Annotated in this window: 22 protein-coding genes; 12 read left to right on the forward strand and 10 right to left on the reverse strand. The window is 38.4% G+C overall.

Annotation, left to right across the window (positions count from 1 at the left end; translation table 11 throughout):
• The first annotated feature begins 239 nt into the window (after window positions 1-239).
• The 3 genes from JOC76_RS08130 to JOC76_RS08140 all read left to right on the forward strand — a co-directional run bounded on the left by JOC76_RS08130 (window position 240) and on the right by JOC76_RS08140 (window position 1429).
• Window positions 240-398: a hypothetical protein gene (locus tag JOC76_RS08130; protein WP_205177100.1), complete on the forward strand. Its 159-nt coding sequence runs from the start codon at window positions 240-242 to the stop codon at window positions 396-398.
• A 312-nt stretch (window positions 399-710) separates the two neighbouring features.
• Window positions 711-1154, forward strand: coding sequence for a hypothetical protein (locus tag JOC76_RS08135; RefSeq protein WP_205177101.1), 444 nt, complete (start codon window positions 711-713; stop codon window positions 1152-1154).
• 44 nt (window positions 1155-1198) lie between these two features.
• Window positions 1199-1429 carry a hypothetical protein gene (locus tag JOC76_RS08140; protein WP_205177102.1) on the forward strand — a complete coding sequence of 77 codons (231 nt, stop codon included), beginning with the start codon at window positions 1199-1201 and terminating at the stop codon, window positions 1427-1429.
• Window positions 1430-2063: 634 nt separating this feature from the next.
• Here the strand turns inward: JOC76_RS08140 and JOC76_RS08145 are convergent.
• The 6 genes from JOC76_RS08145 to JOC76_RS08170 all read right to left on the reverse strand — a co-directional run bounded on the left by JOC76_RS08145 (window position 2064) and on the right by JOC76_RS08170 (window position 7321).
• Complete coding sequence (locus JOC76_RS08145; protein ID WP_205177103.1) at window positions 2064-2978, reverse strand: heme o synthase; 915 nt, start codon at window positions 2976-2978, stop codon at window positions 2064-2066.
• A gap of 72 nt (window positions 2979-3050) precedes the next feature.
• Entirely contained in the window at window positions 3051-3365 is a 315-nt protein-coding gene (locus JOC76_RS08150; RefSeq protein WP_205177104.1) for a cytochrome o ubiquinol oxidase subunit IV, read from the reverse strand.
• Window positions 3366-3974, reverse strand: coding sequence for a cytochrome (ubi)quinol oxidase subunit III (locus JOC76_RS08155; protein ID WP_307784700.1), 609 nt, complete (start codon window positions 3972-3974; stop codon window positions 3366-3368). It abuts the gene before it with no gap.
• Between the two features lie 6 nt (window positions 3975-3980).
• Complete coding sequence (locus tag JOC76_RS08160; protein ID WP_205177105.1) at window positions 3981-5987, reverse strand: cbb3-type cytochrome c oxidase subunit I; 2007 nt, start codon at window positions 5985-5987, stop codon at window positions 3981-3983.
• A gap of 18 nt (window positions 5988-6005) precedes the next feature.
• On the reverse strand, window positions 6006-6917 hold the full coding sequence (locus JOC76_RS08165) for a ubiquinol oxidase subunit II (RefSeq protein WP_307784701.1): 912 nt from the start codon (window positions 6915-6917) through the stop codon (window positions 6006-6008).
• 257 nt (window positions 6918-7174) lie between these two features.
• Window positions 7175-7321, reverse strand: a complete 147-nt coding sequence (locus JOC76_RS08170) for a BH0509 family protein (protein ID WP_205177107.1) — start codon at window positions 7319-7321, stop codon at window positions 7175-7177.
• A gap of 178 nt (window positions 7322-7499) precedes the next feature.
• Between JOC76_RS08170 and JOC76_RS08175 the strand changes: the two genes are divergently transcribed.
• The 7 genes from JOC76_RS08175 to JOC76_RS08205 all read left to right on the forward strand — a co-directional run bounded on the left by JOC76_RS08175 (window position 7500) and on the right by JOC76_RS08205 (window position 15421).
• The gene (locus JOC76_RS08175) at window positions 7500-8030 is read left to right on the forward strand and encodes a TetR/AcrR family transcriptional regulator (protein WP_205177108.1); all 531 of its coding nucleotides are present in this window, start codon (window positions 7500-7502) and stop codon (window positions 8028-8030) included.
• A 182-nt stretch (window positions 8031-8212) separates the two neighbouring features.
• Entirely contained in the window at window positions 8213-11305 is a 3093-nt protein-coding gene (locus JOC76_RS08180) for an MMPL family transporter (RefSeq protein ID WP_205177109.1), read from the forward strand.
• 332 nt (window positions 11306-11637) lie between these two features.
• Window positions 11638-12000 carry an STAS domain-containing protein gene (locus JOC76_RS08185; protein ID WP_205177110.1) on the forward strand — a complete coding sequence of 121 codons (363 nt, stop codon included), beginning with the start codon at window positions 11638-11640 and terminating at the stop codon, window positions 11998-12000.
• A 3-nt stretch (window positions 12001-12003) separates the two neighbouring features.
• Entirely contained in the window at window positions 12004-12420 is a 417-nt protein-coding gene (locus JOC76_RS08190) for an anti-sigma regulatory factor (RefSeq protein ID WP_205177111.1), read from the forward strand.
• Window positions 12421-12423: 3 nt separating this feature from the next.
• A complete protein-coding gene (locus tag JOC76_RS08195) occupies window positions 12424-13428 on the forward strand; it encodes a PP2C family protein-serine/threonine phosphatase (RefSeq protein WP_205177112.1) in 1005 nt (334 codons plus the stop codon).
• An 86-nt stretch (window positions 13429-13514) separates the two neighbouring features.
• Entirely contained in the window at window positions 13515-14114 is a 600-nt protein-coding gene (locus tag JOC76_RS08200) for a PP2C family serine/threonine-protein phosphatase (protein WP_205177275.1), read from the forward strand.
• 485 nt (window positions 14115-14599) lie between these two features.
• The gene (locus JOC76_RS08205) at window positions 14600-15421 is read left to right on the forward strand and encodes an STAS domain-containing protein (protein WP_205177113.1); all 822 of its coding nucleotides are present in this window, start codon (window positions 14600-14602) and stop codon (window positions 15419-15421) included.
• A gap of 464 nt (window positions 15422-15885) precedes the next feature.
• Here the strand turns inward: JOC76_RS08205 and JOC76_RS08210 are convergent, their stop codons facing one another.
• Window positions 15886-17892, reverse strand: coding sequence for a catalase (locus tag JOC76_RS08210; protein WP_205177114.1), 2007 nt, complete (start codon window positions 17890-17892; stop codon window positions 15886-15888).
• Window positions 17893-18152: 260 nt separating this feature from the next.
• Here JOC76_RS08210 and JOC76_RS08215 point away from each other — a divergent pair, with 260 nt between their 5' ends.
• A complete protein-coding gene (locus tag JOC76_RS08215) occupies window positions 18153-19157 on the forward strand; it encodes an ROK family transcriptional regulator (protein WP_205177276.1) in 1005 nt (334 codons plus the stop codon).
• 35 nt (window positions 19158-19192) lie between these two features.
• On the forward strand, window positions 19193-19753 hold the full coding sequence (locus JOC76_RS08220; protein ID WP_205177115.1) for a maltose acetyltransferase domain-containing protein: 561 nt from the start codon (window positions 19193-19195) through the stop codon (window positions 19751-19753).
• A 67-nt stretch (window positions 19754-19820) separates the two neighbouring features.
• Here JOC76_RS08220 and JOC76_RS08225 read toward each other — a convergent pair whose 3' ends face one another.
• The 3 genes from JOC76_RS08225 to JOC76_RS08235 all read right to left on the reverse strand — a co-directional run bounded on the left by JOC76_RS08225 (window position 19821) and on the right by JOC76_RS08235 (window position 23991).
• Complete coding sequence (locus tag JOC76_RS08225; protein ID WP_205177116.1) at window positions 19821-21995, reverse strand: glycosyltransferase family 39 protein; 2175 nt, start codon at window positions 21993-21995, stop codon at window positions 19821-19823.
• 51 nt (window positions 21996-22046) lie between these two features.
• Window positions 22047-22964, reverse strand: coding sequence for a UTP--glucose-1-phosphate uridylyltransferase GalU (galU, locus tag JOC76_RS08230; protein ID WP_205177117.1), 918 nt, complete (start codon window positions 22962-22964; stop codon window positions 22047-22049).
• Between the two features lie 67 nt (window positions 22965-23031).
• Window positions 23032-23991 carry a glycosyltransferase family 2 protein gene (locus JOC76_RS08235; protein WP_205177118.1) on the reverse strand — a complete coding sequence of 320 codons (960 nt, stop codon included), beginning with the start codon at window positions 23989-23991 and terminating at the stop codon, window positions 23032-23034.
• Window positions 23992-24083 lie beyond the last annotated feature (92 nt).

The following is a 24083-nucleotide window of genomic DNA, read 5'->3' on the forward strand; positions in this document are numbered from 1 at the left end:
CTTGATTTTGCAAACGCTATCACAAAATTCTAGTATGAGTATATGTCATTTTTCAGCCATTCATTTCGCAGGATTCTGCAGCCTTCTATTTCTTCCTTTGCAGTCAGTTCAATTTATTATTTCACATAAAAAAGATGGATGAACAGTAAAAGGCTGTTTATCAAAGAATTATTGAATGTTGGGAATGGGAACGGCAAACCTTTTCCTTGTTTACTAACATAATGGGAAGGTGAAAATATATGTTAGATTTTCTAATTGGCTTTGTTAGAGGTATGGCAGCGATGAGTCCGATCTGGGTTGTTTTATATTTTATTTTCACTAATGCGGGAAAACCAAATGATGAATCCATTAGTCTTCAGAAATTTCAGCCCGAAGATGAAGAATCGTCTCTTTCATAAAGCCTATAAAGATAATTTAAGCCAGATAGAATTTGAGAATTACGATGATAACTCGCATAGCGGGCAATATTTAAAATTTTAACACAACAATAATATGTTTTCATTAAAGATGTGATAGCTGTAGTGATCGCATCTTTTTTCTGTCTCTAAAAGTTAGTGGAGCCCCATCGGCATTAGTGAAAATATAATGTGAGCTTATGTTGGATATGATAAAAAGCTTGTAAATGGGGATAATAAAACAGAAATGATTTATCACTAGTATGTGATGTTTTCATGAGTTTTTATCCAAATTTATAAAAAAGGGGCAAAAAGATGAGTAAAAAAATATTGATTGGAATTATGGGAACACTATTAATACTTAGTGTTGCTGGCTGTGATGATACACTAACCAATAATGAACTCACTACTCAATCGGATTACAAAATGACTCACGCTAAACGATCACTATCCACGCCTTTTCATGATATGTTCTATGGGTTTAGAATGATGGACAAATTTATAGCCCATGAAGATTATGCTTCTGCAAAAATCCTTTCGCGTAACCTTGACGATGAATTTCACGATGCTATCCTGCCTTCATTAATCGCTAAAAAGGGTAAAACATTTGCAGGTGGTATCGATGCAAAATACGATCAGCTAACTGAGGCGATTTCTCAAAAGAATAAACCTCAAATTCGCAAGCTTATCGTGGAAAATCGTAATAATATCAAAACCATTGCACCGATGTTGGGAGTTTCAGTCATATCAAGCGAATAATGTAGTTTTTCAAATACATACATCCAAATAATGGAGGAAAGAATATGAAATGGTACATAAAATTAACAATATTGGAGATTATTGCAGGAGTTCTTTTTATGTTATATGAACTTTTTACGGGTCAACCCTGGGCAATGGATGGAACTCCTTGGACAATGAATGAAAACTTCCATCTTAACCTTGCACTTGGCTGTTTTGGCGGTGCAGGATATACCTTTATTTTCGGGGCTGTTCTGGGAGCAATCCAAGAAAGAAATCATTTGTTCAAAGAATGATTTTTTTCCTTACTGTCAAAGAGCTGTCGATCTAATCTCTTTCAGGCAATCAAACTGTTATTAGAAAGGGGCACAAAATGGAGAGTATTTATTATACAGCTGGATATTTTGGGTTGTTTGTCATAGCGTTGGGGTTATCCTCATATATGTTTTATAAGTTGATGGCTGAATAACTAGAAAAGCGCAAGGCGCTTAGACTTCGGCGACAAGCACAAGACGAGCCGGCCGGAAGGTTGTTCTTTAACCTCTTGGCCGGATTGACCTAAATGTGGAGGCGACTGTTCTGGGACTAAGGCATAAGACGACCACTGTAAGAAGGCGCTTTTTGCCTTCTTCAGGGGGTGGCTTATGACTCGAGTCCCAAGGAGCCGCAACTGGATATGCTTGTGACCTCGAGCCGATGGCGCCTGAAGCTAGACAACTCTCGAAAAAGTACCAATTCCTAGTACCGGTACCTGCATAAAAAAGGGCTTTGTTGGATTTTCAACAAAGCCCTTAAATCTGTTGTACCATTTATTCTTTCATTGCCTTTTTAAAGATTATCGTGGTTAAAATAAAAGTCACAGCAAATAAACCAAGAATAATGATTAGTCCGTAATTCATCTTGTCCCCCCTTAATGAACGTTTTTTCCTTTTATGAAATTCCAATGACCATTGTTGAAAACACTCCTAAAATATAGAACAAAGAGCAAATAAACGTCCGTTTTGCCCAAAAAAATATATGATCCTCTTCTTTCCACATTCTAAAAGTGCAATACAGGAGAGCACTGTTAAAAAGGACGGCACCTGCAAGGTATATGGTATTAAAGTTCCCATGTATGTAAAGGACGATGGAACAAACAAATAAAAGGACCATATAAATAAGACTTTGAATTTTGGTTCCACGAGGACCTATAACTACCGGCATCATCGGGATGCCAGCCTTTGAATATTCATCATTCTTGTATAAGGCAAGAGCCCAAGAGTGTGGCGGTGTCCAAAGAAAAATCACCAAAAACATTAACCACGCTGTCAAATCTAAACTATTCGTAACGGAAGACCAGCCAATTAAAATGGGAAAAGCACCAGCTCCTCCGCCAATGACTATGTTTTGAGGGGTACGTCGTTTTAACCACATTGTATAAATGACAGCATAATAGAAATACCCCGCAGCATTTAAAAAAGCAGTAAGAGGATTGACAAAGAAAAAAGCGATAACCACTGATAATACACCCAATACAAGTCCAAACCTCAAGACAGATGTGGGTTGGATTAAACCCAATGGAAGGGGACGATTAGCTGTCCGCTCCATGATGAGATCAATATCCCTGTCATACCACATGTTAATCGCCGCTGAACCCCCTGCCGACAATGATGCACTCAAAAGCATTGCCAATGTGACATACATAGATGGTACTCCTCTTTGTGCAACAATGGCAGCGCACAGGGAAGTAAAACTTAGCATAAATAAAATTTTCGGTTTGGTGACTTCTATATATACTAAAATCGTTTGAGTTAAACGACTTAATAAAGATGGCGATTCCTGATTAATTTTCGGGACAACTGCCATGACTCCTCACTCCTTTGTGTTTACCTTCCATGATCCAGTGTGGGTTTACCCGTAGGATGATCACCCTAGTTTCTATTGAACCACAGAATTAAACTCCATAATCCAAATAGAACCAAAGACGAGAGTTACAGCGAAAACCAAACCTAAAATTAGTGCCATGGCATTGTACCTTGGTTTGTCGCCCTCACGAATATGCATAAAGAAGAATAACTGAATGGCAAATTGCAAAACAGCTGCAATCAGGATACTAACCGTCAGCGGTGTTTTTGACATCATATGATTCAATACCAAAAAGAGTGGAATAATGGTCAGAATAATCGATAAAAAGAAACCAATGATGTATGCCTTCATGGCTCCAGTATGTTCAGTGTGTTCGTGATTTGCCATTTACATCACCCCCATTAAGTAGACAACGGTAAAGATGAAGATCCAAACAGCATCCAAAAAGTGCCAATACAAACTAATAATTGAGATTTTATTTTTCGTTACTGATGTAATGCCTCTTTGGGCAAGCTGGATGATCAACCCGATCATCCACATGATACCGAATGAAACGTGAGCCCCGTGCAGTCCGACAAGACTGAAGAAAGAGGTAAGGAACGCACTTCTTGAAATAGTAGCACCCTCCTCGGCCATGTTTGCAAACTCATTGATTTCAAGTCCGACGAACGAGGCACCTAAAAGGACCGTTACAATTAACCATCCAATAAGGGAATTTTTCTTTCCTTTGTGCATGGATATTACGGCTAATCCACTTGTAAAGGAACTTATTAAAAGAATAAAGGTTTCAAGAATAAACCCAGTAACATCAAAATCATGTGCTGTAAATCCGCCATCTGTATGACCACGTAACACAGCAAAAGCTCCAAAAAATGTTGAAAATAATAGACAGTCTGTTACAAGGAAAATCCAAAACCCTAAAACCTTCAATTCCCCCTGGTCATGGCCATGATCGTGACCATGACCAGAGGATTGCGCAGAAATACTTTGTGACACCACTTTCTACCTCCCTAACGTTTCTTCCGTTGATGTTTTTGGAATGACAGTAGAACGATTCTTTAAAGCTCTTTCCGTACGTTCAATTTCATCCACTGGAATGTAATAATCCGTATCATATTGGAATGAACGTGCGTATAGCGATAACGCAACACCGATTAATCCTGCAAAGCCCATCCAATTCCATTCGAACGTAAATCCAAATCCGGCTATAAAGAAGAAGCATGACAGGATAAAAGCAATGCCTGAATTTTTCGGCATATGAATCGGTTCATATTTTGGAGTCTCTTGTTCATATCCTTCTTTTTTCATTTCTTGTTTCTTATACCACCAGGAGTCACGTCCTTTTACTTCCGGGAGGATGGCAAAATTGTATAGAGGTGCTGGAGAAGGAATCGACCATTCTAATGTTCGCGCGTCCCATGGATCACCTGTGAAATCACGTTTCCCATATTTAATGCTGTATAGGATTTGCCAAACTTGGAAGGCAAATGCAACTCCCATTAAGAACGCACCAATAGAAGAAATGATATTGAGCGGAGCCCAGCCCATATCCCAGCCCTCGGTTTGGTTATAAATATAAATCCGCCTTGTCATACCCATAAAACCAAGCGCATATTGAGGCATAAAGCAAACATAAAACCCGATTTGCCAAAGCCAAAAGCCCCATTTTCCAAGTGTATAATTTAATTCAAATCCAAAAATTTTAGGGAACCAATAATACATACCAGCCAGATAACCGAATACGACACCACCAATTAAAACTTGGTGGAAGTGGGCAATTAGAAAATAGCTATTATGATATTGATAGTCTGCTGGTGCCGCTGCAAGCATGACCCCCGTTGCACCGCCAATGACAAAGGTTGGAACAAATGCTAAAAACCAAAGCATGGGCTGCGAAATCTCGACGCGTCCGCGATACATGGTAAAAAGCCAGTTGAAAACTTTCACACCAGTTGGAATCCCGATTATCATGGTACAAATCGCAAAGGTAATATTCACGTCAACACCGGCGCCCATGGTAAAAAAGTGATGAGCCCATGTATAGTAAGAAACGACGGCAATCGCAATCATGGAGTAGACCATTGAACCGTATCCAAAGGTACGTTTCTTGGAAAAGGTCGCCACTACTTCAGAGAATACCCCAAACGCAGGTAAGACAACGATGTAGACTTCAGGGTGACCCCACATCCAAATCAGATTGATATACATCATTGGGTTACCACCTGAGGTCATGGTGAAGAAATGTCCTCCAAGTAAACGGTCGATTGTTAACATTCCTAATGTACCAGTAAGAATTGGAAATGCCCCTAAAATGGCAATGGATGATGCTAAAACTGACCAAGTAAACAAAGGCATATCCCTTAAACGCATGGAAGGTGTACGCATTTTTAAAATGGTAACAGTAAAGTTAAGTCCGGAGGCCAAACTTCCTATCCCGGAAATTTGAAGACCCCAGATCCAAAAGTTCTGCCCCGGCCCAGGGCTAAAGGTTGTTTCCGATAAAGGGGGATATGATAACCACCCTGAACTGGCAGATCCGCCAATAACGAAAGAGATATTAAAGAGCATGGCTCCAATAAAGAATACCCAAAAACTAATGGCATTCAGAAATGGGTAAGCAACATCACGAGCTCCAATTTGTAATGGAACAACGATATTAAACAAAGCAAACATAAAAGGCATGGCCATAAATAAAATCATGATGGTTCCATGAGTGGTAAAAATTTCATTATAGTGGTCAGAAGCTAAAAATTGACTATTCGGAACCGCCAGCTGTATACGCATTAAAATCGCATCTACCCCGCCGCGAAAGAGCATCAGCAAGGCAGCCAATAGATACATGATACCGATTTTTTTATGGTCAACTGTTGTAATCCATTCTCTCCATAGCCAGCCCCATTTTTTTAGCATGGTGAGAGAGGCGATAATACCAATCGTTACTAAAGCAATAGAAACGTCTGCACCATATATCATTGGATCGCCTGTTACAAAAAAATGCGAAGTATTCATGAAATGGTTTCCTCCTGTTTAATGATGAGTTGAAGTGGTTTGCATCTGCATGTCATCACCCATATGGTGTGGATGGTTGAAATAGATTCCACCATTTTTATTGACGACGTCTTCAAATAGATTCTTAGGATAGGAAGAAAAGCTTAATTCTTTCACCGTATTTGGTCTTACCAAATTCTCATATCCGTCGCTTGTCAGAGCAGGTGAGTTTTTCTTGAGACCAGCAGCCCATTTATTGAAATCTGCTTGACTTACAGCTTTTACTCTAAATTTCATATGAGCAAATCCTGTACCGGTAAAGTTAGCTCCTCTGCCGTAATAATCTCCTGTTTTATTGGCCTGAAGCCACAAACCCATTGCCATGCCAGGCATGGTATATTCTTGACCTCCTAACTGCGGTACCCAGAATGAATTCATAGGCGCATCAGAAGTTAGGACAAATTGAACGGGAACCCCAGCCGGAATTTCCGCATAGTTGACAGTGGCAACTTTTTGGCCTGGGTACGTAAACAGCCATTTCCAATCCAATGAAGTTACTTGAACAACAACAGGTGTAACATCTTTTACAGGAGGCTTTGATACATTGATCGCTGTTCTTGCTGTGTAAAATCCTAGAATTCCTATAATAACAATAGGGATTCCCCACCAAATTACTTCGAGCACTTTGCTATCATCCCATTCAGGCTCATAAGGTGCTGTGTTTCCTGGTCTATCGCGATAACGAACTACAATATGAACAAATATGGCGAATACAGGAATGATAACAACGGCACAAAGAATGGTAGAGATAATAATGAGACGCAGCTCTTCCTGACCGACCGGGCCTTTTGGATCAAGGACAATATATTTACTACGGTCACAACTGGATAAAAGCATAACGCCCAATAAACACAAAATAGAAGTTTTGCAATATCGAATCCAATTTCTCACTTCACAATTCCCCTTCGTTTTATTTTTGAGGTTCATGAAATATACTTTTGTGATTAACAGGTAATATTGTACCCAACTTCATTAATGTAATTCCAAAACATGGAACTCCGACAAAATTTATGGAGAAAAGTACTATGGTTTTCCTGATGACAACGAAAAAAGGAACCGCCAATTGCGATTCCTTAGAATTTTTTTAGTATTTATTTACTCCGTTAAGCCCACTAAGTGGATTGTTAGGGAAGGATTTGCACTTGTTCTTACATATAGTCATAAACGGAATCTTCAAAATAAAGCCAGTGATAATACTCAATCTGTGAATCTGTCATTAAGGCAATTTCGTTCTCATTGAATTTTTGTTTTTCTAATAAATGCTTCACTTTGAAATTTCTTTCAACTTGGCTCATGTTAAATCCTCCTTATATATGAGAAGTAGCAAAGTGGCTACAATTTGAAAACGTTTTCTCTTATTTCTTATCCTAATTATATATCTAAAAACGAGATGAAACCAATATTAATTTTAGATTGATTTTTGGAGATTAATACAAATACAGTAAAAACATATTAATATAGAAGGATGGTACGATGAACTATACGACTGAACGAACAAGGCGCCAAATCATACAGAGCTTTATTCATGTACTGCAAACAAAACGATTTTCCTCGATTACGATTCAAGATATTTGTAATGATGCATTAATTCATCGCACAACCTTTTATCGATATTATGTAGATAAATATAGTCTACTGAAGGATTTTATCTATCATTTATCGGAAGAGATTATGAAATTGAATAAAAAATCAAATACAGACCCGTTTAAATTACTTGTGGATTATGTCGAAGAAAATTTCGTGTTATTCGAAAATACATTATTAGGATCGGATGGGCATTTATTATTTAAAAGTATGGTGAAAATTGCAAGTGATATTTTACGAGAACATTCTAAAACAGAGAATGATCACATTTCTAGCAAAATTAATCAGTCGAAGTATCCTGATGTCATTTGTGACTTATATGCCACTTCATTTATGACCATTTTACAGAATTGGATTAGTAAAGAATATAATTACCAGAAAGATGAGTTGTTCGAAATTTTCAATCAGGTGATGAATTAATAATACAAATTGCTTTAAATGTAGTATTTTAACACACTAGTTCTTTTTTGCTCTTTGAACCCGTTCTTCCACCTTGCTATAGTGACTATTGTGAAAAAGGATTTTTGATGTTTTATACTTTCCGAGAGACACCCAACATGGAAATTAAACATTAAAAAACAACAATGGAAGGGAGCTGCAAGGTGAAAACAATCATAAAAGGACGTTGGGCTATTTTTGCCATTTGGTTAGTTGCAACGATAGTGCTTACAGCCATTCAACCAGACATCAATGCTATACTGCGAGAAAAAGGACAGCAAGGAACCAGTAATAACAGCTCTTCAGTCATAGCAGACAATATCTTGAAAAAGATGGATACTACAAAAGGTATAAACAACCTCATCGTTTTTTATGATAAAAATAAAATTTCAAATGCTGAAATGAAACAAATAGGGGCTGCGGTTAAATCTATTAGTGATAGCAGCAATGAGCTAGGTATTACAAATATGATTGATCCTTTTAGTATGCCCGAGGCAAAAAGCTCGTTAATATCTAAAGATGGTACGACGCTTATGGTCAGCTTTAAGCTTGATAAAAAAGGTAGGGAAGTAGATGATCTAAAAAAAGAGTTTGATAGCAAGCTCAAGTTAGTACCTGTCCAATACTACTTGAGTGGGGAAGACTTTATAAATAACGATTACCTGAAGGCGTCTTTAACAGGAGTAGAAAAAAGTGCCGCATTGACGGTTATCTTTATTCTAGTTGTCCTGATTATCGCATTTAGATCAGTAGTAACACCTTTGGTTTCCTTAATAACGGTAGCCTTTTCTTATCTGGTTTCCATGGGTATTGCTGCTCAATTAATTGATAAAGCGGGATTTCCCATTACAAGTCTTACCCAAATGCTATTGGTCCTGATCCTTTTTGGGATTGGTACGGATTACAACATCCTCCTTTTTAATAGATTTAAGGAAGAACTATCCCATGGACATTCAATAGATGAAGCGATCGTCAACACCTATAAAACAGCGGGTAAGACGATTGCCTATAGTATACTCATTGTATTTATTGCCTTCCTTGCACTTGTTTTTGCTGAATCACCGATTTACAAATCAGGTGTGGTTGTTGCCATTGGTGTAACGATTCTACTATTTGAAATTTTGACTTTAACACCTTTTATGATGAAAGTTTTAGGAAAAAAACTTTTCTGGCCTTCGAAGAATGCAGGGGGGCATAAGGAAAATAAGTTTTGGGGGAAATCATCCGCCTTTGCAACAAAACGTCCTCTTTTAACGGTGATTGTCATTCTGTTAATTATTGCTCCAATGGTGTATTTACATCAGGAAAAGCTTAATTTTGATACAATTGGGGAACTTGGAAATAAATATCCTTCTACTAAAGGCTTTAATCTGATTGCGGAGCATTTTGGTAAAGGTCAAGCCATGCCTGCAACGGTTGTCATCGAAAATAGTAAAGCCTTAAATAATAATGAATCACTTGCAATCATCGATAACTTAACGGAGAGACTAAAAGATGTTAAGGGAGTTAAGCAGGTTTCTTCGGTTACACAGCCTCAAGGGACACAAATTAATAGTTTTTACGTCGATAGCCAAATGGGCTCCGTTACGAATGGTATTTCAAAAACTCAAAGTGGTGTTGATCAAATCAATGATGGATTAAAGCAGGCCAGGGAAAAGCTTGCATCCACAGACTTTTCTCAAGTCAACCAAATGGTGGACGGTACGTCTAAGCTTCAAGATGGTATGACCGCCTTAACGAATGGATTAAAGCAAATCCAAGCAGGTATTGATGGTAGGGCAAGTAATTCCCAAACAATAACTAAGGGAATTGCAACGATCCAAACGAATCTCACGAAGATGAGCAGCGGCGTATCCGTATTAGCTGATAATTATGGGAAAATGCAGGCAGGTTATCAAGAGATGGGTACCCACTACCAAGATGCTGCTAATGTTCTCCTTGGTGTTAAAAGTGCAATCTCTCAAATGCAATCCATGGTCACAGCTTTAGGCAGCAGTTACTCGAATTCAAATAATGACCCTAATTATCAAGCATTAGAACAAACAATAAATGGGTTATCAGCGTCTTTAAGTCAAATTACACCCGAAGGAATACAAGCATTAAATACTCATTATAATGAAGTAACAGCTGGTTTTTCTGTAGCAAATAAAAATCTTTCAAGCATTAGCAACGGATTAGCTCAAATGTCAGAAGGTTTGAAGAAACTTGAAGCAGGACTCAGTAAAGCCTCTTCTGGAATAGGTACAATCGTAACGAATATGAACCAAGTAACCGATGGGCTTGGTCAAATGAAATCTGGTCAGCAGCAGCTGGCGTACGGTCTCAAGGGCTTCAGTGTGTTTGGAGAAAAACTATCGGAAGTTAACGGCGGGTTAAAGCAAATATCGGATGGGCTTGGTCAAACAAACGGTTTCTTAACACAATATAAAGGAACTAAGACTTTCTTCATTCCAAAGGAAGCATTAACTGACCAGAACTATAAAAAATCATTAGACACGTTCATGTCAGATAATAGAAAAATTACAAAGGTAATGATTGTTTTAAAAGATGACCCCTATTCAAAGGAATCTTTAAGTACGATAAATAAAATAAATGCAACAGTTTCCAGTGGACTAAAGGGCACTGAGCTTTCGGATGCGAAGTTTGGTACATCAGGACCAAGTGCCACAACCAATGATACGAATAATATATTAAGTCGCGATCTAAATAAAACAACAACGATCGTCATTATTGGAGTTTTGCTAGTCCTGTTCTTTGTGATAAGGTCTTTCTGGACACCTGTTTTCATAACGGCATCCCTAATAGGTGCCTATTATGCAGCGATGTTCATCATCAATTATATTTTCATTAATCTAGAGGGGCTTGAAGGTATTTCTTCCTTTGTTCCATTCTTCTCCTTTATCATTATTGTAGCCCTTGGAGTAGACTATAGTATTTTTCTGATGATGCGTTTTAAGGAATATCCGAATTTGTCACCGAAAAAGGCAATTGTGTTGGCTTCAAGGCATACAGGCGGTGTTATTATATCAGCAGTCATTATCCTTGGAGGCACCTTTGCTACTCTTATGCCTTCTGGACTCGTGCTTTTAACTGAATTGGCAGTAGCTGTTATTACAGGACTCGTCTTGCTTTGCTATGTATTGCTTCCTGCCTTCTTGCCGGCGATGATTGCCCTTCCAGATAACCTTACAACTTTATTTTCTAGAAAAAAGGAAGAAGAATTACATTTTGGAGGAAAAAGTAATCTAAGTAAGTAAAACTAGTTTAAAAAAAGCCGATTTTCCTTTTGGGAAGGAAAAATCGGCTTTTTCAGTATTTTTTTGTTTACCTTCTTAAAATAAGGGTAAATAATAATTAGCTACTTTCCCCCATATCCTTACTTTGCTAATAATTTTGACTATCTTAATGATAGTCCTTTTTTTTGAATACATTTTTTAATCATATCTGTTGTGATAAGAATAGCCTTCAATCAATAATTACCAATTAAATGGTTAATGAAATATAGGGCGAAAGTCATGTTAATTTCAGGGGGCATGTAGTGATACGATAATGATAAAGAATTGAAAGACGGTATAAATGGAGGAAAAGAATGAATACAAGAATACCAATTTTAAAATTATATAATCATCTGTTTGTTTCCATTCAGTGGGAGCTTGATGATCAAACAGCATTACAATTTCAAGAGGCATTACTTCAGAGAATATATGAAACAGGTGCTAGCGGTGTTGTAATTGATTTAACATCTGTTGATATGATTGATTCTTTTATTGCTAAGGTTCTAGGTGATGTGATAAGTATGTCCAAATTGATGGGTGTAAAAGTTGTTTTAACTGGCATTCAACCAGCTGTAGCAATTACGTTAGTTGAACTCGGGATTCACCTCCAAGATGTCCATACAGCATTAGACTTAGAAAAGGGGTTAGAAATATTACAAAGAGAGTTGGGGGATTAAAGTATGAAAAACGAATCCTCCGTAAAAATATATTCAGAATGGGATATCGTTGCAGCTAGGCAACTAGGAAGAGAGATTGCTAAAGAGCTAGGATTTGGAACCGTAGACCAGACAAGAATCACCACGGCCATTTCTGAGCTGGCACGTAATATTTATTTATATGCCGGCAAAGGAGAGATTCATTTTGAGCCAGTCAATTCATTAGGAAAGAGAGGTCTACAAATAATTGCTTTTGATCATGGTCCCGGAATTCAGGATATTAGAAGAGCGATGGAGGATGGATTTTCCACATCCGATGGTTTAGGGGCAGGTCTGCCAGGAGTGAAACGTTTAATGGATGAATTCGATCTGACCTCAACACTAGGGGAAGGGACAACGGTTCAGGTTGTAAAATGGCTACGAGATTGGAGGTTTGGTTAGTAAATGGATTTTAAACCTATTTTAGAATCTAGTTATCGGGAGATACTTCGCAGATATTTAAAAGAATCTTCCGAAGCAGCACTGTATCAAGGACAAATGTTTAGTAGGAAATCCATAAAACAGCAAGTATCCCCTGAAGAAATTATTAGTATTCATTGTAAAGCTTTAAAGGATCTATTTCCAGATATTAGTGAGGATATTTTAGCATCGTTTGATTTCCTTATTGAATTTATGATGAATTATGGGTTAGCATACCAAGAATATCAAAGCTTGAGGGACAAGCAGTTTGAACTTAAATCGGAAATTGAAATTGCAGCAAGCATCCAGGAAACCCTATTAGAAACGCCAATCCCGAAGATTGCGGAAGTAGATATTGGCGCCATAAGTATTCCGGCAAAGAAAATAAACGGAGATTTTTATCGCTTTGTTGAAGATGAAAAAAGCATTAGTATTGCCATTGCAGATGTAATTGGCAAAGGAATTCCTGCCGCACTTTGTATGTCTATGATTAAGTATGCAATGGATAGTTTACTAAATTCGAAAAATGAACCGAATGAAGTGTTATCAAATTTAAATAAAGTTGTCGAAAGTAATGTCGATTCCAGTATGTTTATTACCATGTTTTACGGTATATATGATTTCATTACGCATACATTTACATATGCTGCAGCAGGGCATGAACAAGGTTTCTATTATCATGCGTCTTCTCAATCCTTTGAAGACCTTATAACAAGAGGCATGGTGTTAGGGGTAGAACCGAATATTACTTATGAGCAATTTGAAAAAAAGGTTTACCCCGGGGATATAATCGTTTTGCTATCTGACGGTGTAACTGAATCTAGGATGAAAAATGGTTTTATTGAGCGATCAGTCATTACCGACTTAATTCAAACCTTTATGCATTTATCCGCACAAGATATGGTGGAAAACATTTATCGTCAGATCGAGAGGTTACAGAATTTTGAGATTAGGGATGATTTTACGCTAATTATTTTAAAAAGAATTTAAAGCCGTACTAATCGTTAAATATTTAGATTAATAGAAAAGTAACCATATAATCTATGAAAGGCACTGGTATGATGCATGGTAAAAAAATGCTTGAACTTGAGTTGAATGATTATATAGAAGCAATTGCCTATCAAATTCCTAAGGATGGTAATGTAATAAACGGGGATAGCTTTTTTATGAAAGTAACCGACGATTACTTTATTTGCGCTGTGGCCGATGGTTTAGGGAGTGGGGAGCATGCCTATTATTCGTCGAATGCGATTCGTGAGGTGGTGGAAAAAAACCATGATCAAGAGGTAAAGCTCTTAATCGATTGTTGTAATCAGGTCCTTAAGAATAAAAGGGGAGCAACGTTATCTATTTTAAAGGTACATTTTTTACCAATGACCTTTACCTATAGCGCAGTGGGGAACATACAGTTTATTCTTTCATGCCCCTCTGGTCGGATTATTTATCCACTCCCTGTCCAAGGCTATTTATCTGGGAAGCCCCAAAAATATCGTTGCGAAACATTTACCTATGAAAAGGGGTCAAAATTTATTATTCATACGGATGGTCTTGCCAATCCCGGTATTAAGTCTTTAGCAAGTTCCTCCAGTTCGATTGAAGAAATCTCTAACTATTTAAAGGTCATTACGAAAACAGGAAAAGACGACATGACTTATATTGTAGGTCAACTATTTTAACAAAAGGCTGTGTTAAAGGATATTGTTGATTTTGGAACAATGTTGATTGAAGCGAGGGCGCTCGACTCCTGCGGAAGTACGGGGCAGGGGAGACCCCACAGGCGCTTTCATCGAGGCCACTGAAAAAGTCTGTGAAATTTAATGCGAAACTAATTCCTGAAAATCCCATCCCCACTTCCAGTTTATAATTAGTGGTAAAATAGACGAATTCCCCCACTTTGATATTGGAAAACGGTGAAATTTTGGGATTAGGTTTTTCGGAAATTTCATAATTAAACAGAAAAGCACTTTTTCAGTGCCCTCCGCAAAAGCGCCGAGGAGGCTCCCCGGCACGCCCGCGGGTTTGCTGAGCGCCTGGAGCGGAAATCAACATCCATGTTTAACAAAGCCTAACAAAAATATGTTTCAAATATTCAAATAATGGGTATAAACATGGAGATACCTTTGTGAAACGTAATAGAGACGTACCTAAGGAGGAATACACTGTGGAAACATACTATGATACTAAAAATATATCGGAATATATAAATAATCATAAGGAAGAGTTTCAGAAGAAACTATTATCTGAAGCTGTCAATGTTGCCTCTAATATTGAGGGTATTTTAAAAGAGGGAAATATTGATTTATTGAAAAATGCACAGAAGCTAGTTCTTTATGTGGTGGAAAGTAGAAGCAATGAACTCATTACTTTTGCTAAAGAAGAAGGGATTGCTTGGGCAAAATATTCATTAACTCTTGCCTTCAAATTAGAATGGGTGCATGCTATAAGACGTGCTTTATGGTATTTTATCAAACTTTATGATTCTATAAATGAGAATGTTAAATTTGTAGACGATTTCTTTGAATTAGAGAAAAAAGTTAATGATGGGATTGATGAGTTTCTAAATTCCTTTTTCATTAGCTATTCACAGTATAAAGATGAATTAATCCTTTCCCAAAGGAAATTAGTCGAACATCTTTCGGTACCTATCATACCAGTTAGCCAAGAGGTAGCCGTATTACCATTGATTGGTACATTCGATTCTTATCGTATGGATATTATCGAAGAAAAAGTGTTAACAGACATTGCAAAGTTAAGGATTCTAACATTAATTATCGACTTGTCAGGAATATCAGACATGGACGAAGTCAACATATCCCGCTTTCAAAAGGTGTTGATTGGTATCACCTTGATGGGGGCTAAAACAGTTATAACCGGCTTACGTCCAGAACTTGTTCGGAAGATGGTTCATTTAGGAATTGACCTTACTAGTTTTACAGAAACAAAAGCAACCTTACAGCAAACATTAAATAGTTATTTCAGTTAACCTATACATAACTATTTTGTACTAGATTAGATTGGAACGGAACTTCGAGTTAAACCAAATCTACCAGTATTTTTGAATTAGTATTAAAAGGATCGTATATAGCTACCTTATTGGGTAGCTGTTTTTTTTGTGAGATAGTTTGAAAATCCAGCTTCAAACGCAGATGATTATGTTTTTCAAAAAGGGGTATTTACATAATGAAGGGAAGTAAAAATCGGCAGAGGATCATTCCTGGTCTTCAACTCTTAGGAGGAGAATATGATGTTCAATTTTATAATTGGATTTATACGAGGAATCACGCTTATGTCCCCCCTTTGGATCATGATTTTTTTAGGTGTATCTGGAAAAAATGAGTAAAGGGAGATTTATAAAGGATTTACCTGTTATCTGAAGGTGTGTGAGCAAGTGTGTTGCCTAGAACATTAAAAAGTCCTGAACAATTTGAATGTTCAGGGCTTTTGGCTTTATAACGGACGTTCCCAGAAACGTCCCTGAGTGATACCTTCAATAAATGGAGGAAAGTCAGATCTTGATAAATTATAAACACCAGGAGCATCTAACCGCACACGACAACGTTCAAGCGCTTTGTTATCTTTAACTGCCAGTGCTAAAGGTTTGAAGTGTTTATAGGAAGTTTCAATAAATTCTAATATAGGCGGTTCAACTTTGGAACTAGTACTAATAAATAGTGCTGCATCAAAAAGACTTGAATCCGCCGTATCAAATGTATCTGTTACTTTTAGGAAATGATTGATTGTATATATCTTTTCGGCAACAATACTATAATTGATATTAAATTGTGCCAGCGTTTTAATCCAGTCAGTTAATACCGCATCTTCCACTTCACCGTTTAACAAGATAGCTACACATTTAGTATCCGTTTGGCTAACTGTGTTTGCCATACTAAGAGCAGAAGACTTTTTATCTGATTTTACTTCAAGATTTTCCTCTGGAAGTACAGCACCAATATGGTCCGACACTTCTTCCGCCACTTGCCGATCGATACGATTTAAAAGTGCCACCACGTTATTTTTAACCATAGCTGATTTACATTTTCCCAGCTCGAAGCTCAAAGCATCTTTCAGGTGCTGTTGTTCAATTGGTGTAAGACTGTTGTAGAATAACTTCGCTTGAGAATAGAAATCTAGAAAACTATCACTTCGCCCTCTAATTTTGCGTCCTTCAATTTTTTCCTGGTATGATTCGTAGCCTCCTAGTTCAACTGGAGCAGGTTCAGGTTGATTGGCATTTAAACCGTTTCGATGATAACTTGTTTGCCCTTTATGAATTGCCATTTGATGCATTCCATCCCGTTGATTGTTATGGAATGGACAGACCGGTTGATTTATAGGGATTTGATGAAAGTTCGGACCTCCTAAGCGGGAAAGCTGTGTATCTGTATAGGAAAATAAACGTCCTTGTAAGAGCGGGTCGTTGGAAAAATCGATGCCTGGAACGACATGACCGGGATGAAAAGCGACCTGTTCTGTTTCTGCAAAAAAGTTGTCAACATTACGGTTCAAGGTCATTTTGCCAACAATCTTTACGGGCACTTCTTCTTCAGGCCATAATTTGGTCGGATCTAAAATGTCAAAATCAAATTTGAATTCATCTTTTTCTGGAATGACTTGCAGGCCAAGCTCCCATTCCGGAAAATCCCCTTTCTCAATGGCTTCATACAAATCTTGTCGGTGGAAGTCAGGATTTTTACCAGCAATCCGCTGTGCTTCATCCCAAACGAGTGAATGAACACCAAGATTAGGCTTCCAGTGGAATTTTACAAAGTGTGCTTCACCATCTGCATTGATTAGTCGGAACGTGTGGACACCAAAGCCCTCCATCATTCGTAGGCTGCGTGGAATCGCACGGTCACTCATTACCCACATAACCATATGGGCAGATTCGTGATTTTGGCCAATGAAATCCCAAAACGTATCATGAGCGCTCGCACCTTGAGGAATTTCCGTATGTGGTTCAGGTTTAAGCGCATGTACAAAGTCAGGGAACTTAATCGCATCCTGGATAAAGAAAACGGGCATATTATTACCGACTAAATCAAAGTTGCCTTCATCCGTATAAAATTTGGTCGCAAATCCTCGGACATCACGAACCGTATCGCTTGACCCTCTCGAGCCTTGTACGGTTGAGAAGCGAACAAAAACCGGTGTCGTTTTGGATGTGTCAGTGAGAAAGTCAGCTTTTGTATATTCAACCAAAGATTCATATAGTTGGAAGATTCCATGAGCACCTACGCCACGAGCATGAACGACCCGTTCAGGAATCCGTTCATGGTCAAAATGGGTCATCTTTTCTCGAAAATGAAAATCTTCCATTAATGTCGGTCCTCTTAATCCGGTCTTTAAAGAAAACTCATCTTCGGAGACTTTTAGCCCCTGGTTGGTAGTCAAAGGGGCGGTTTCTTCATTATTGATAGAAAAGTTTTTTAATTGAACAGCCTTCTTATTTTCCATAGTCATCCTCCTTACGAAAGTATGTACATTAAAAAGAAAGAGTAGATAAATGTATTACCCACTCTTTCGATACCCTTTTAAAAGAAAAGTAAACTAATTATTTTCGAACTGGTCCTATTGTTTTCGTTAATTTTCTATGATATATTTTCAATATTACTTATTAAAGATGTTTAATAAGTTTTTTTATACGGCACTTATTAAAGGTGTTTAATAAGTCTATTTATTAGGTGGTGATCCTTGTGAATGCTACTCCGAAATCAATGGGGAAGGAAATCCTTCGTAGTATTCGGAAATCTTTATTGGAACTTGGAAGTGCAACAAAAGTTGAACTCAGCGATAAATTAGGAATTAGTTTCCCTACAATTAGTAAATTCTTAACACAGATGGAAAAGGCCGGCGAACTTCTTTCAGTCGGTCTTGATGATTCGAGTGGTGGTAGAAGGGCTAAAAGATATACCTACAATCCCGAGTATATGTTAGGATTGGCCATCTTTTTAGAGAGAACAGAGACAAATTATATTGTTTTTAACTGTTTAGGAGAGGTCAAGAATGCGGGAAAAACATCAAGTACATTAATAAATGATCATTTAACATCATTAACCGAGTTTGTTGAAAAAATAAAAAGGCAATTCCCAAAAATCAATTCTATAGCCATTGGTGTACCAGGATCTGTTGATAATGGACGAATTATTTATATACCAGGCTATGAACATCTTCAAAACTTTGATTTGAAGGGATACTTGGAAAATCGATTCTCCATGCCGGTTGTTATAGAGAACGATATGAATGCGGCAGTACTTGGCTATCAAGATACTAAAGGAAATAAGAAAAATAAATCGATTGTCTATTTATATTCAGGTCAAAATGGTCCAGGTGCTGGAATTATGGTAAATGGAGCTATCGTGAGAGGCAGTACGAATTTTTCAGGAGAGGTTTCATTCGTTCCACAGTATGATGACCGAAATTTTGGGCAGGCACTCAAAAATGAAAACAGGACCCAAAAAACAATCATTTGCGAGGAATTTGAGATTGATGCCATTAGCAGGTTAGTCGCTTCATTTACAGCGATCATTAATCCTCATACGATTATTTTTTGCGATGATGAGGTCAATCCATTTATCATCGAGCAAATTGAAAAACGAAGCTCAACATACATTCCGGCAGAACATCTTCCAGAACTTATTATGAGTGATTGGAAAGAAGACTATCTATTTGGATTACAAAGTCTTGGTCTTGAACTTATGATTACCGGAAAAAGCATATAGCTGTAAATGTATCTGACAATAAGGAGAATTACATAATGAAAACCGAAAAACAAAAAATGTTAAATGGGGAACTTTATAATGCTGCTGACGCTGAATTACATAGCGAAAGAAAGAATGCTAGAAGGTTAACGAGATTATTTAATGATAGTCTTGAAACAGATAAAAACCAAAGAACGGATTTGTTAAGAGAACTACTTGGTTCCACTGGAGAGAATTTTTATATAGAACCGGCGTTCCGTTGTGATTACGGCTATAACATTCACGTCGGTGAAAATTTCTATGCTAATTTTGATTGTGTTTTCTTGGATGTTTGTGAAATTCGAATTGGTGAAAACTGCTTGATTGCACCAGGAGTTCATATTTATACAGCGACTCACCCAGTAAGTACTAAGGAAAGAATATCAGGCGCAGAATACGGAAAACCAGTAAATATTGGTGATAATGTTTGGATTGGCGGGAGAGCAGTTATAAATCCTGGAGTTACTATTGGAAATAATGTCGTCGTAGCATCAGGTGCGGTCGTAACTAAAAATGTACCGAATAATGTGGTCATAGGTGGAAGTCCTGCTAGAATTATAAAACAAATCGAAGAATAAAGTACAAGTTTAGGAGGAAATTATAAAAAATGAGGGAAACCTTAATTACATAGGTTTCCCTCATTTTTTATTTCATTTGAGTCAAGTCGTAGATTGTGACTCCATCCACTGTGGTTGACTTAAAAGTGTTCTGAACCCAATTGGTGATTTCTGAGTTCGAGCTTCCGCCCATTGGACCATTTTGCCTATTACTTCCGGCAGCACTTGCAGTTGTTTCTCCATTCGTGCTTCCATTGGTAGTACTATTAGAAGTGGTGCCATCCATCTGATTAAACTTACCGCCATGGTCCATTCCACCACCACTAATAAAATAATGGATTTTTCCTTCACTTACGTATTGTTTAAACTGCGAAAGTGTAGGTGTTGGATCACTTCCCGTAAAGCCGCCGATGTCCATAACTGGTTCATCTGATGCTAGTTGGTAAGTAGCCGAAGTCTGTGAACCGATTGTTGCTGCAACCCAGGTGTATTTCGAAGCATTCTTTTGTAACATGGATACGATTTGCTTGCTTGCTGTGTCTTCTTTTTCAGTACCTCCAGAACCTCCTTGTTTAAAGTTCGCAGGCATCGTACTGTTGGAATTAGCACTTCCAGAATTACCCGAAGTTCCTGAGGACGGGGCACTTCCAGTATTATCAGTAGTTGTAGATGGGGTGGTTGAATTCATTCCAGGTGGCATTTGCCCATCTTCAAAATTACCTGGGAAACCTTTGCCACTACCAGGGAACCCAGCTCCACTTGTTGTTGGGCCTGCAGATGGCATCGAACCGGTATGTGCTGTCGCAATGGTCTTAATCGTGTAAGCTAATGGCCCAGCCAAGCTGGCAGCCAGTCCAGCTGCTGCGGCAAACATCATTATTCTTTGTCCAAGTCTTGGTCCAATTACGATCGTAATGGCTGCAACACCACCAATAATTAAGATGGCCATTTTCAGCCATGGGTGCCATGTGGATGTGCGATTAAGTAAGACAAAAGACCAAACTGCTGTCAAAGCAACCGCTGCTGCTAACCCTACTCGGGCAGCTAATTGTTCACGTCGACTCCAGAGAACTTCAACACCAATCCCAATCATGGCACCGATTGCTGGAGCAAGTGCAACAGTGTAATACGGGTGAATCGTTCCTTGACTAAAGCTGAACACAATACCAGTAATGAAGAACGTACCCGCCCATAAAAACATTGCCGGAATGACGCGATCCATTTTCCAGTTACGGCGTACTAGCCAAATTGCGACGATTAATAGAATGAGTGCTGCGGGGATCAGCCAAGAAATCTGGCCTCCCATTTCAGAGTTAAATAAACGCTGCACGCCGGTGCTGCCACTGAAATTTCCGCCCATGCCGCCACCAGTTGCTCCCGTGGAACCGCTTTGGCTGCTCGTTCCTGATTCATTTCCTGTAAGTCGGCCTAAACCATTGTAACCTAAGATTAGATCGAGAATGCTATTACTCTGAGAACTTCCGATATATGGACGATTTGCAGCTGGTACTAGCGCAACAATTGCAACCCACCAGCCTGCCGATACGACAACCGTACCCGCACTAATTACCAATTGTACCAGACGTCGACGTACCGATACTGGAGCAAACATCAGATAGACGACTACAAAAACCGGAATAATAAGGAAAGCGGCCATCATTTTAGTCAAAAAGCCAAAGCCAATGTAGACAGAGGCCCACACGAGCCATTTCGTTTTACCTTCCTCAAGTGCTCGGGTAAAGGCATAGGCGCTTGCCGTAAGGAGTAAAACTAATAGTGCATCAGGATTATTAAAACGGAACATAAGTGTGGCCACCGGGGTTAGGGCAAGTACGGCACCTGCAAGGAGTGCTGCATTTGCACTAAACCAGCGGCGAATGGTAATGTAAAGGACCCATACAGAAGATACACCCATAAGTGCTTCTGGAACTAACATACTCCAGGAATTGAAGCCAAAAATTCGAGCTGATAGCTCCATGATCCACAAGGAAGCAGGGGGCTTATCTACTGTAATAAAATTGGATGCATCAATTGAACCAAAGAAGAACGCCTTCCAGCTTTTCGTACCCGCCTGAACAGCAGCACTGTAAAATGAATTGGCCCAGCCTGATTGTCCGAGGCCCCATATATACGCGACTGCTGTCAATACCAATAAAACTACGAGTGCTGGTCTTTCCCAGGGGGGACTCCCAGGCCGCGCTCGTAATTTACTTTGTCTTGTTTCTAATGTATCTTCTTGAGGTAATCTATTTGTATTTTCCATCTTTCACTCATCCTTTCATCTAGGAGCTGGATCTCGCCATAATTCAATTTTTTAGATAATAGATTTTGAGCTAGATCTTGTATTTCGCCGGTTTTCAATCCGCTCTTTTTCTACAATTCTTTCAAGATATGGAAGTAGCTTGTGATGTAAGTCATCATGATTTAATGCGACTTCAATCATTGCGTGTAAATATCCAGCTTTATCCCCAATATCATATCGTTTTCCTTCCAGTTCTAAGGCAAATAGTTTTTCCTGTTGACATTGGAGACGAAGTGCATCTGTTAATTGCCATTCATTTCCGACACCGCGTTCAATCGCTTTTAAATACGAGAAGATTGACGGATTCAGAATATAGCGTCCCATAACTGCTATATTCGACGGGGTATTTTCAATAGTGGGTTTTTCCACTAAATCCTTTACGGAATGAACCTGTCCAAATTTCCTGCCGGGGTCGATAATCCCGTATTTATAGACATTCTCAAGGGCTACTGCGTTCACACCGATAACCGATTGATTCGTATGATGATACGCATCGATCATTTGTTTTAATGCCGGTTTCTCAGAAATCATAATATCGTCGCCAAGTAACACGGCAAACGGCTCATTTCCAATAAACTGTTCTGCACATAAAACGGCATGGCCAAGTCCTTTGGGCTCTTTTTGTCGAATATAATGAATGTTAGCCATGGATGAAATGTTCTGGATTTCTTTTAATAGATTCCATTTTTGTTTTTCTTCTAACATTTGTTCTAACTCAAACGATTTATCAAAATGATCTTCTAGCGATTTCTTATTCCTTCCAGTAATAAAAATAATGCTTTCAATACCGGATTCCACGGCTTCCTCAACGATATACTGGATGGCTGGTTTATCAACAATTGGCAGCATTTCTTTCGGCTGTGCCTTTGTTGCTGGCAAAAATCGTGTGCCTAAACCACCAACTGGAATAACTGCTTTTTTTATTTTCATAGACTTTACCTACTTTCCTTTAACTTCATAAATACAAATTTGATGAGTGACAGCCATTTCTTTATCATCAAAACATCATTTTCTTTTCAGATTTTTTCTGATAAATATCACGAACAATATAGAGAGGACGCTGTTTTGATTCATCATAAATTCGTCCCATATATTCGCCCATAATACCGAGAATGATTAAAATAAATCCACTAAAAAGTAACTGAATTACTATAAGTGATGACCAGCCAGTGATGGTGGCAGTTGTAAACAATTTTAAGTAAAGGACGATTAACAAATAGAAAAATCCGCTAACCGATAAGGCTGTTCCGGCAATGCCCGCAAATTTTAAAGGTTTATAGGAAAACGATGTAATCCCATCCACCGATAATTTCAGCATTTTTTTAAGAGGGTATTTGGACTCGCCGGCTAAACGCTCATCCCGTTCATACTCCACCGCGGTTTGTTTAAAACCAACCCAGCTCACCATCCCGCGTACAAACCGATTTTTTTCTTGCAGGTTATTCATTTGATCGCAGACTTTACGATCCAATAAACGAAAATCTCCTGTATCAAGCGGGATTTCAATATCCGTCATCGAATGTAAAAATCGGTAAAACATCTTGGCTGTCTGCTTTTTAAAAAACGTTTCTCCTTTACGTTTCGTTCGTTGGGCATAAACCACATCGTATCCTTGCTTCCATTTTTCAATCATTTCTAAAATTAGTTCAGGCGGATCCTGCAGGTCAGCATCTATCACGATAACTGCCTTTCCTCGTGAATGGTCCATTCCTGCAGTGATGGCAATTTGATGACCAAAGTTCCGAGAAAAATCCAATAACTTAACGGAAGAATCTCTTTCGCAGTAATCGATTAGAATGTCAGCCGTACGATCTCTGCTTCCATCGTTCACGAAAAGAAGTTCATAAGCTTCTCCTGTTGAACGCATAACCTCCGATAAACGACGATAGGCTTCGTGAATCACTTCTTCTTCGTTGTATACGGGTATCACAATTGAATATTGAATGGGTTGACTCATATTCCATTCCTCCTTAAATCTTTTAGCTTTCGCAAACTAGGCCCTTGTGAATTTATGTACTTATCATGCACCAGCGAACTGAAACAGACATG

This window comes from Neobacillus cucumis (assembly GCF_016908975.1).
Taxonomy (GTDB): Bacteria; Bacillota; Bacilli; order Bacillales; family Cytobacillaceae; genus Neobacillus; species Neobacillus cucumis.

What these genes read in the sequence shown, in the direction of transcription:
- JOC76_RS08215 (WP_205177276.1), top strand. Translation starts at nt 18,153, where the DNA reads ATGGGGAAGGAAATCCTTCGTAGTATTCGGAAATCTTTATTGGAACTT.
- JOC76_RS08200 (WP_205177275.1), top strand. Translation starts at nt 13,515, where the DNA reads ATGCTTGAACTTGAGTTGAATGATTATATAGAAGCAATTGCCTATCAA.
- galU (WP_205177117.1), bottom strand. Translation starts at nt 22,964, where the DNA reads ATGAAAATAAAAAAAGCAGTTATTCCAGTTGGTGGTTTAGGCACACGA.
- JOC76_RS08175 (WP_205177108.1), top strand. Translation starts at nt 7,500, where the DNA reads ATGAACTATACGACTGAACGAACAAGGCGCCAAATCATACAGAGCTTT.
- JOC76_RS08140 (WP_205177102.1), top strand. Translation starts at nt 1,199, where the DNA reads ATGAAATGGTACATAAAATTAACAATATTGGAGATTATTGCAGGAGTT.
- JOC76_RS08235 (WP_205177118.1), bottom strand. Translation starts at nt 23,991, where the DNA reads ATGAGTCAACCCATTCAATATTCAATTGTGATACCCGTATACAACGAA.
- JOC76_RS08135 (WP_205177101.1), top strand. Translation starts at nt 711, where the DNA reads ATGAGTAAAAAAATATTGATTGGAATTATGGGAACACTATTAATACTT.
- JOC76_RS08170 (WP_205177107.1), bottom strand. Translation starts at nt 7,321, where the DNA reads ATGAGCCAAGTTGAAAGAAATTTCAAAGTGAAGCATTTATTAGAAAAA.
- JOC76_RS08150 (WP_205177104.1), bottom strand. Translation starts at nt 3,365, where the DNA reads ATGGCAAATCACGAACACACTGAACATACTGGAGCCATGAAGGCATAC.
- JOC76_RS08220 (WP_205177115.1), top strand. Translation starts at nt 19,193, where the DNA reads ATGAAAACCGAAAAACAAAAAATGTTAAATGGGGAACTTTATAATGCT.
- JOC76_RS08145 (WP_205177103.1), bottom strand. Translation starts at nt 2,978, where the DNA reads ATGGCAGTTGTCCCGAAAATTAATCAGGAATCGCCATCTTTATTAAGT.
- JOC76_RS08190 (WP_205177111.1), top strand. Translation starts at nt 12,004, where the DNA reads ATGAAAAACGAATCCTCCGTAAAAATATATTCAGAATGGGATATCGTT.
- JOC76_RS08185 (WP_205177110.1), top strand. Translation starts at nt 11,638, where the DNA reads ATGAATACAAGAATACCAATTTTAAAATTATATAATCATCTGTTTGTT.
- JOC76_RS08225 (WP_205177116.1), bottom strand. Translation starts at nt 21,995, where the DNA reads ATGGAAAATACAAATAGATTACCTCAAGAAGATACATTAGAAACAAGA.
- JOC76_RS08210 (WP_205177114.1), bottom strand. Translation starts at nt 17,892, where the DNA reads ATGGAAAATAAGAAGGCTGTTCAATTAAAAAACTTTTCTATCAATAAT.
- JOC76_RS08130 (WP_205177100.1), top strand. Translation starts at nt 240, where the DNA reads ATGTTAGATTTTCTAATTGGCTTTGTTAGAGGTATGGCAGCGATGAGT.
- JOC76_RS08160 (WP_205177105.1), bottom strand. Translation starts at nt 5,987, where the DNA reads ATGAATACTTCGCATTTTTTTGTAACAGGCGATCCAATGATATATGGT.
- JOC76_RS08195 (WP_205177112.1), top strand. Translation starts at nt 12,424, where the DNA reads ATGGATTTTAAACCTATTTTAGAATCTAGTTATCGGGAGATACTTCGC.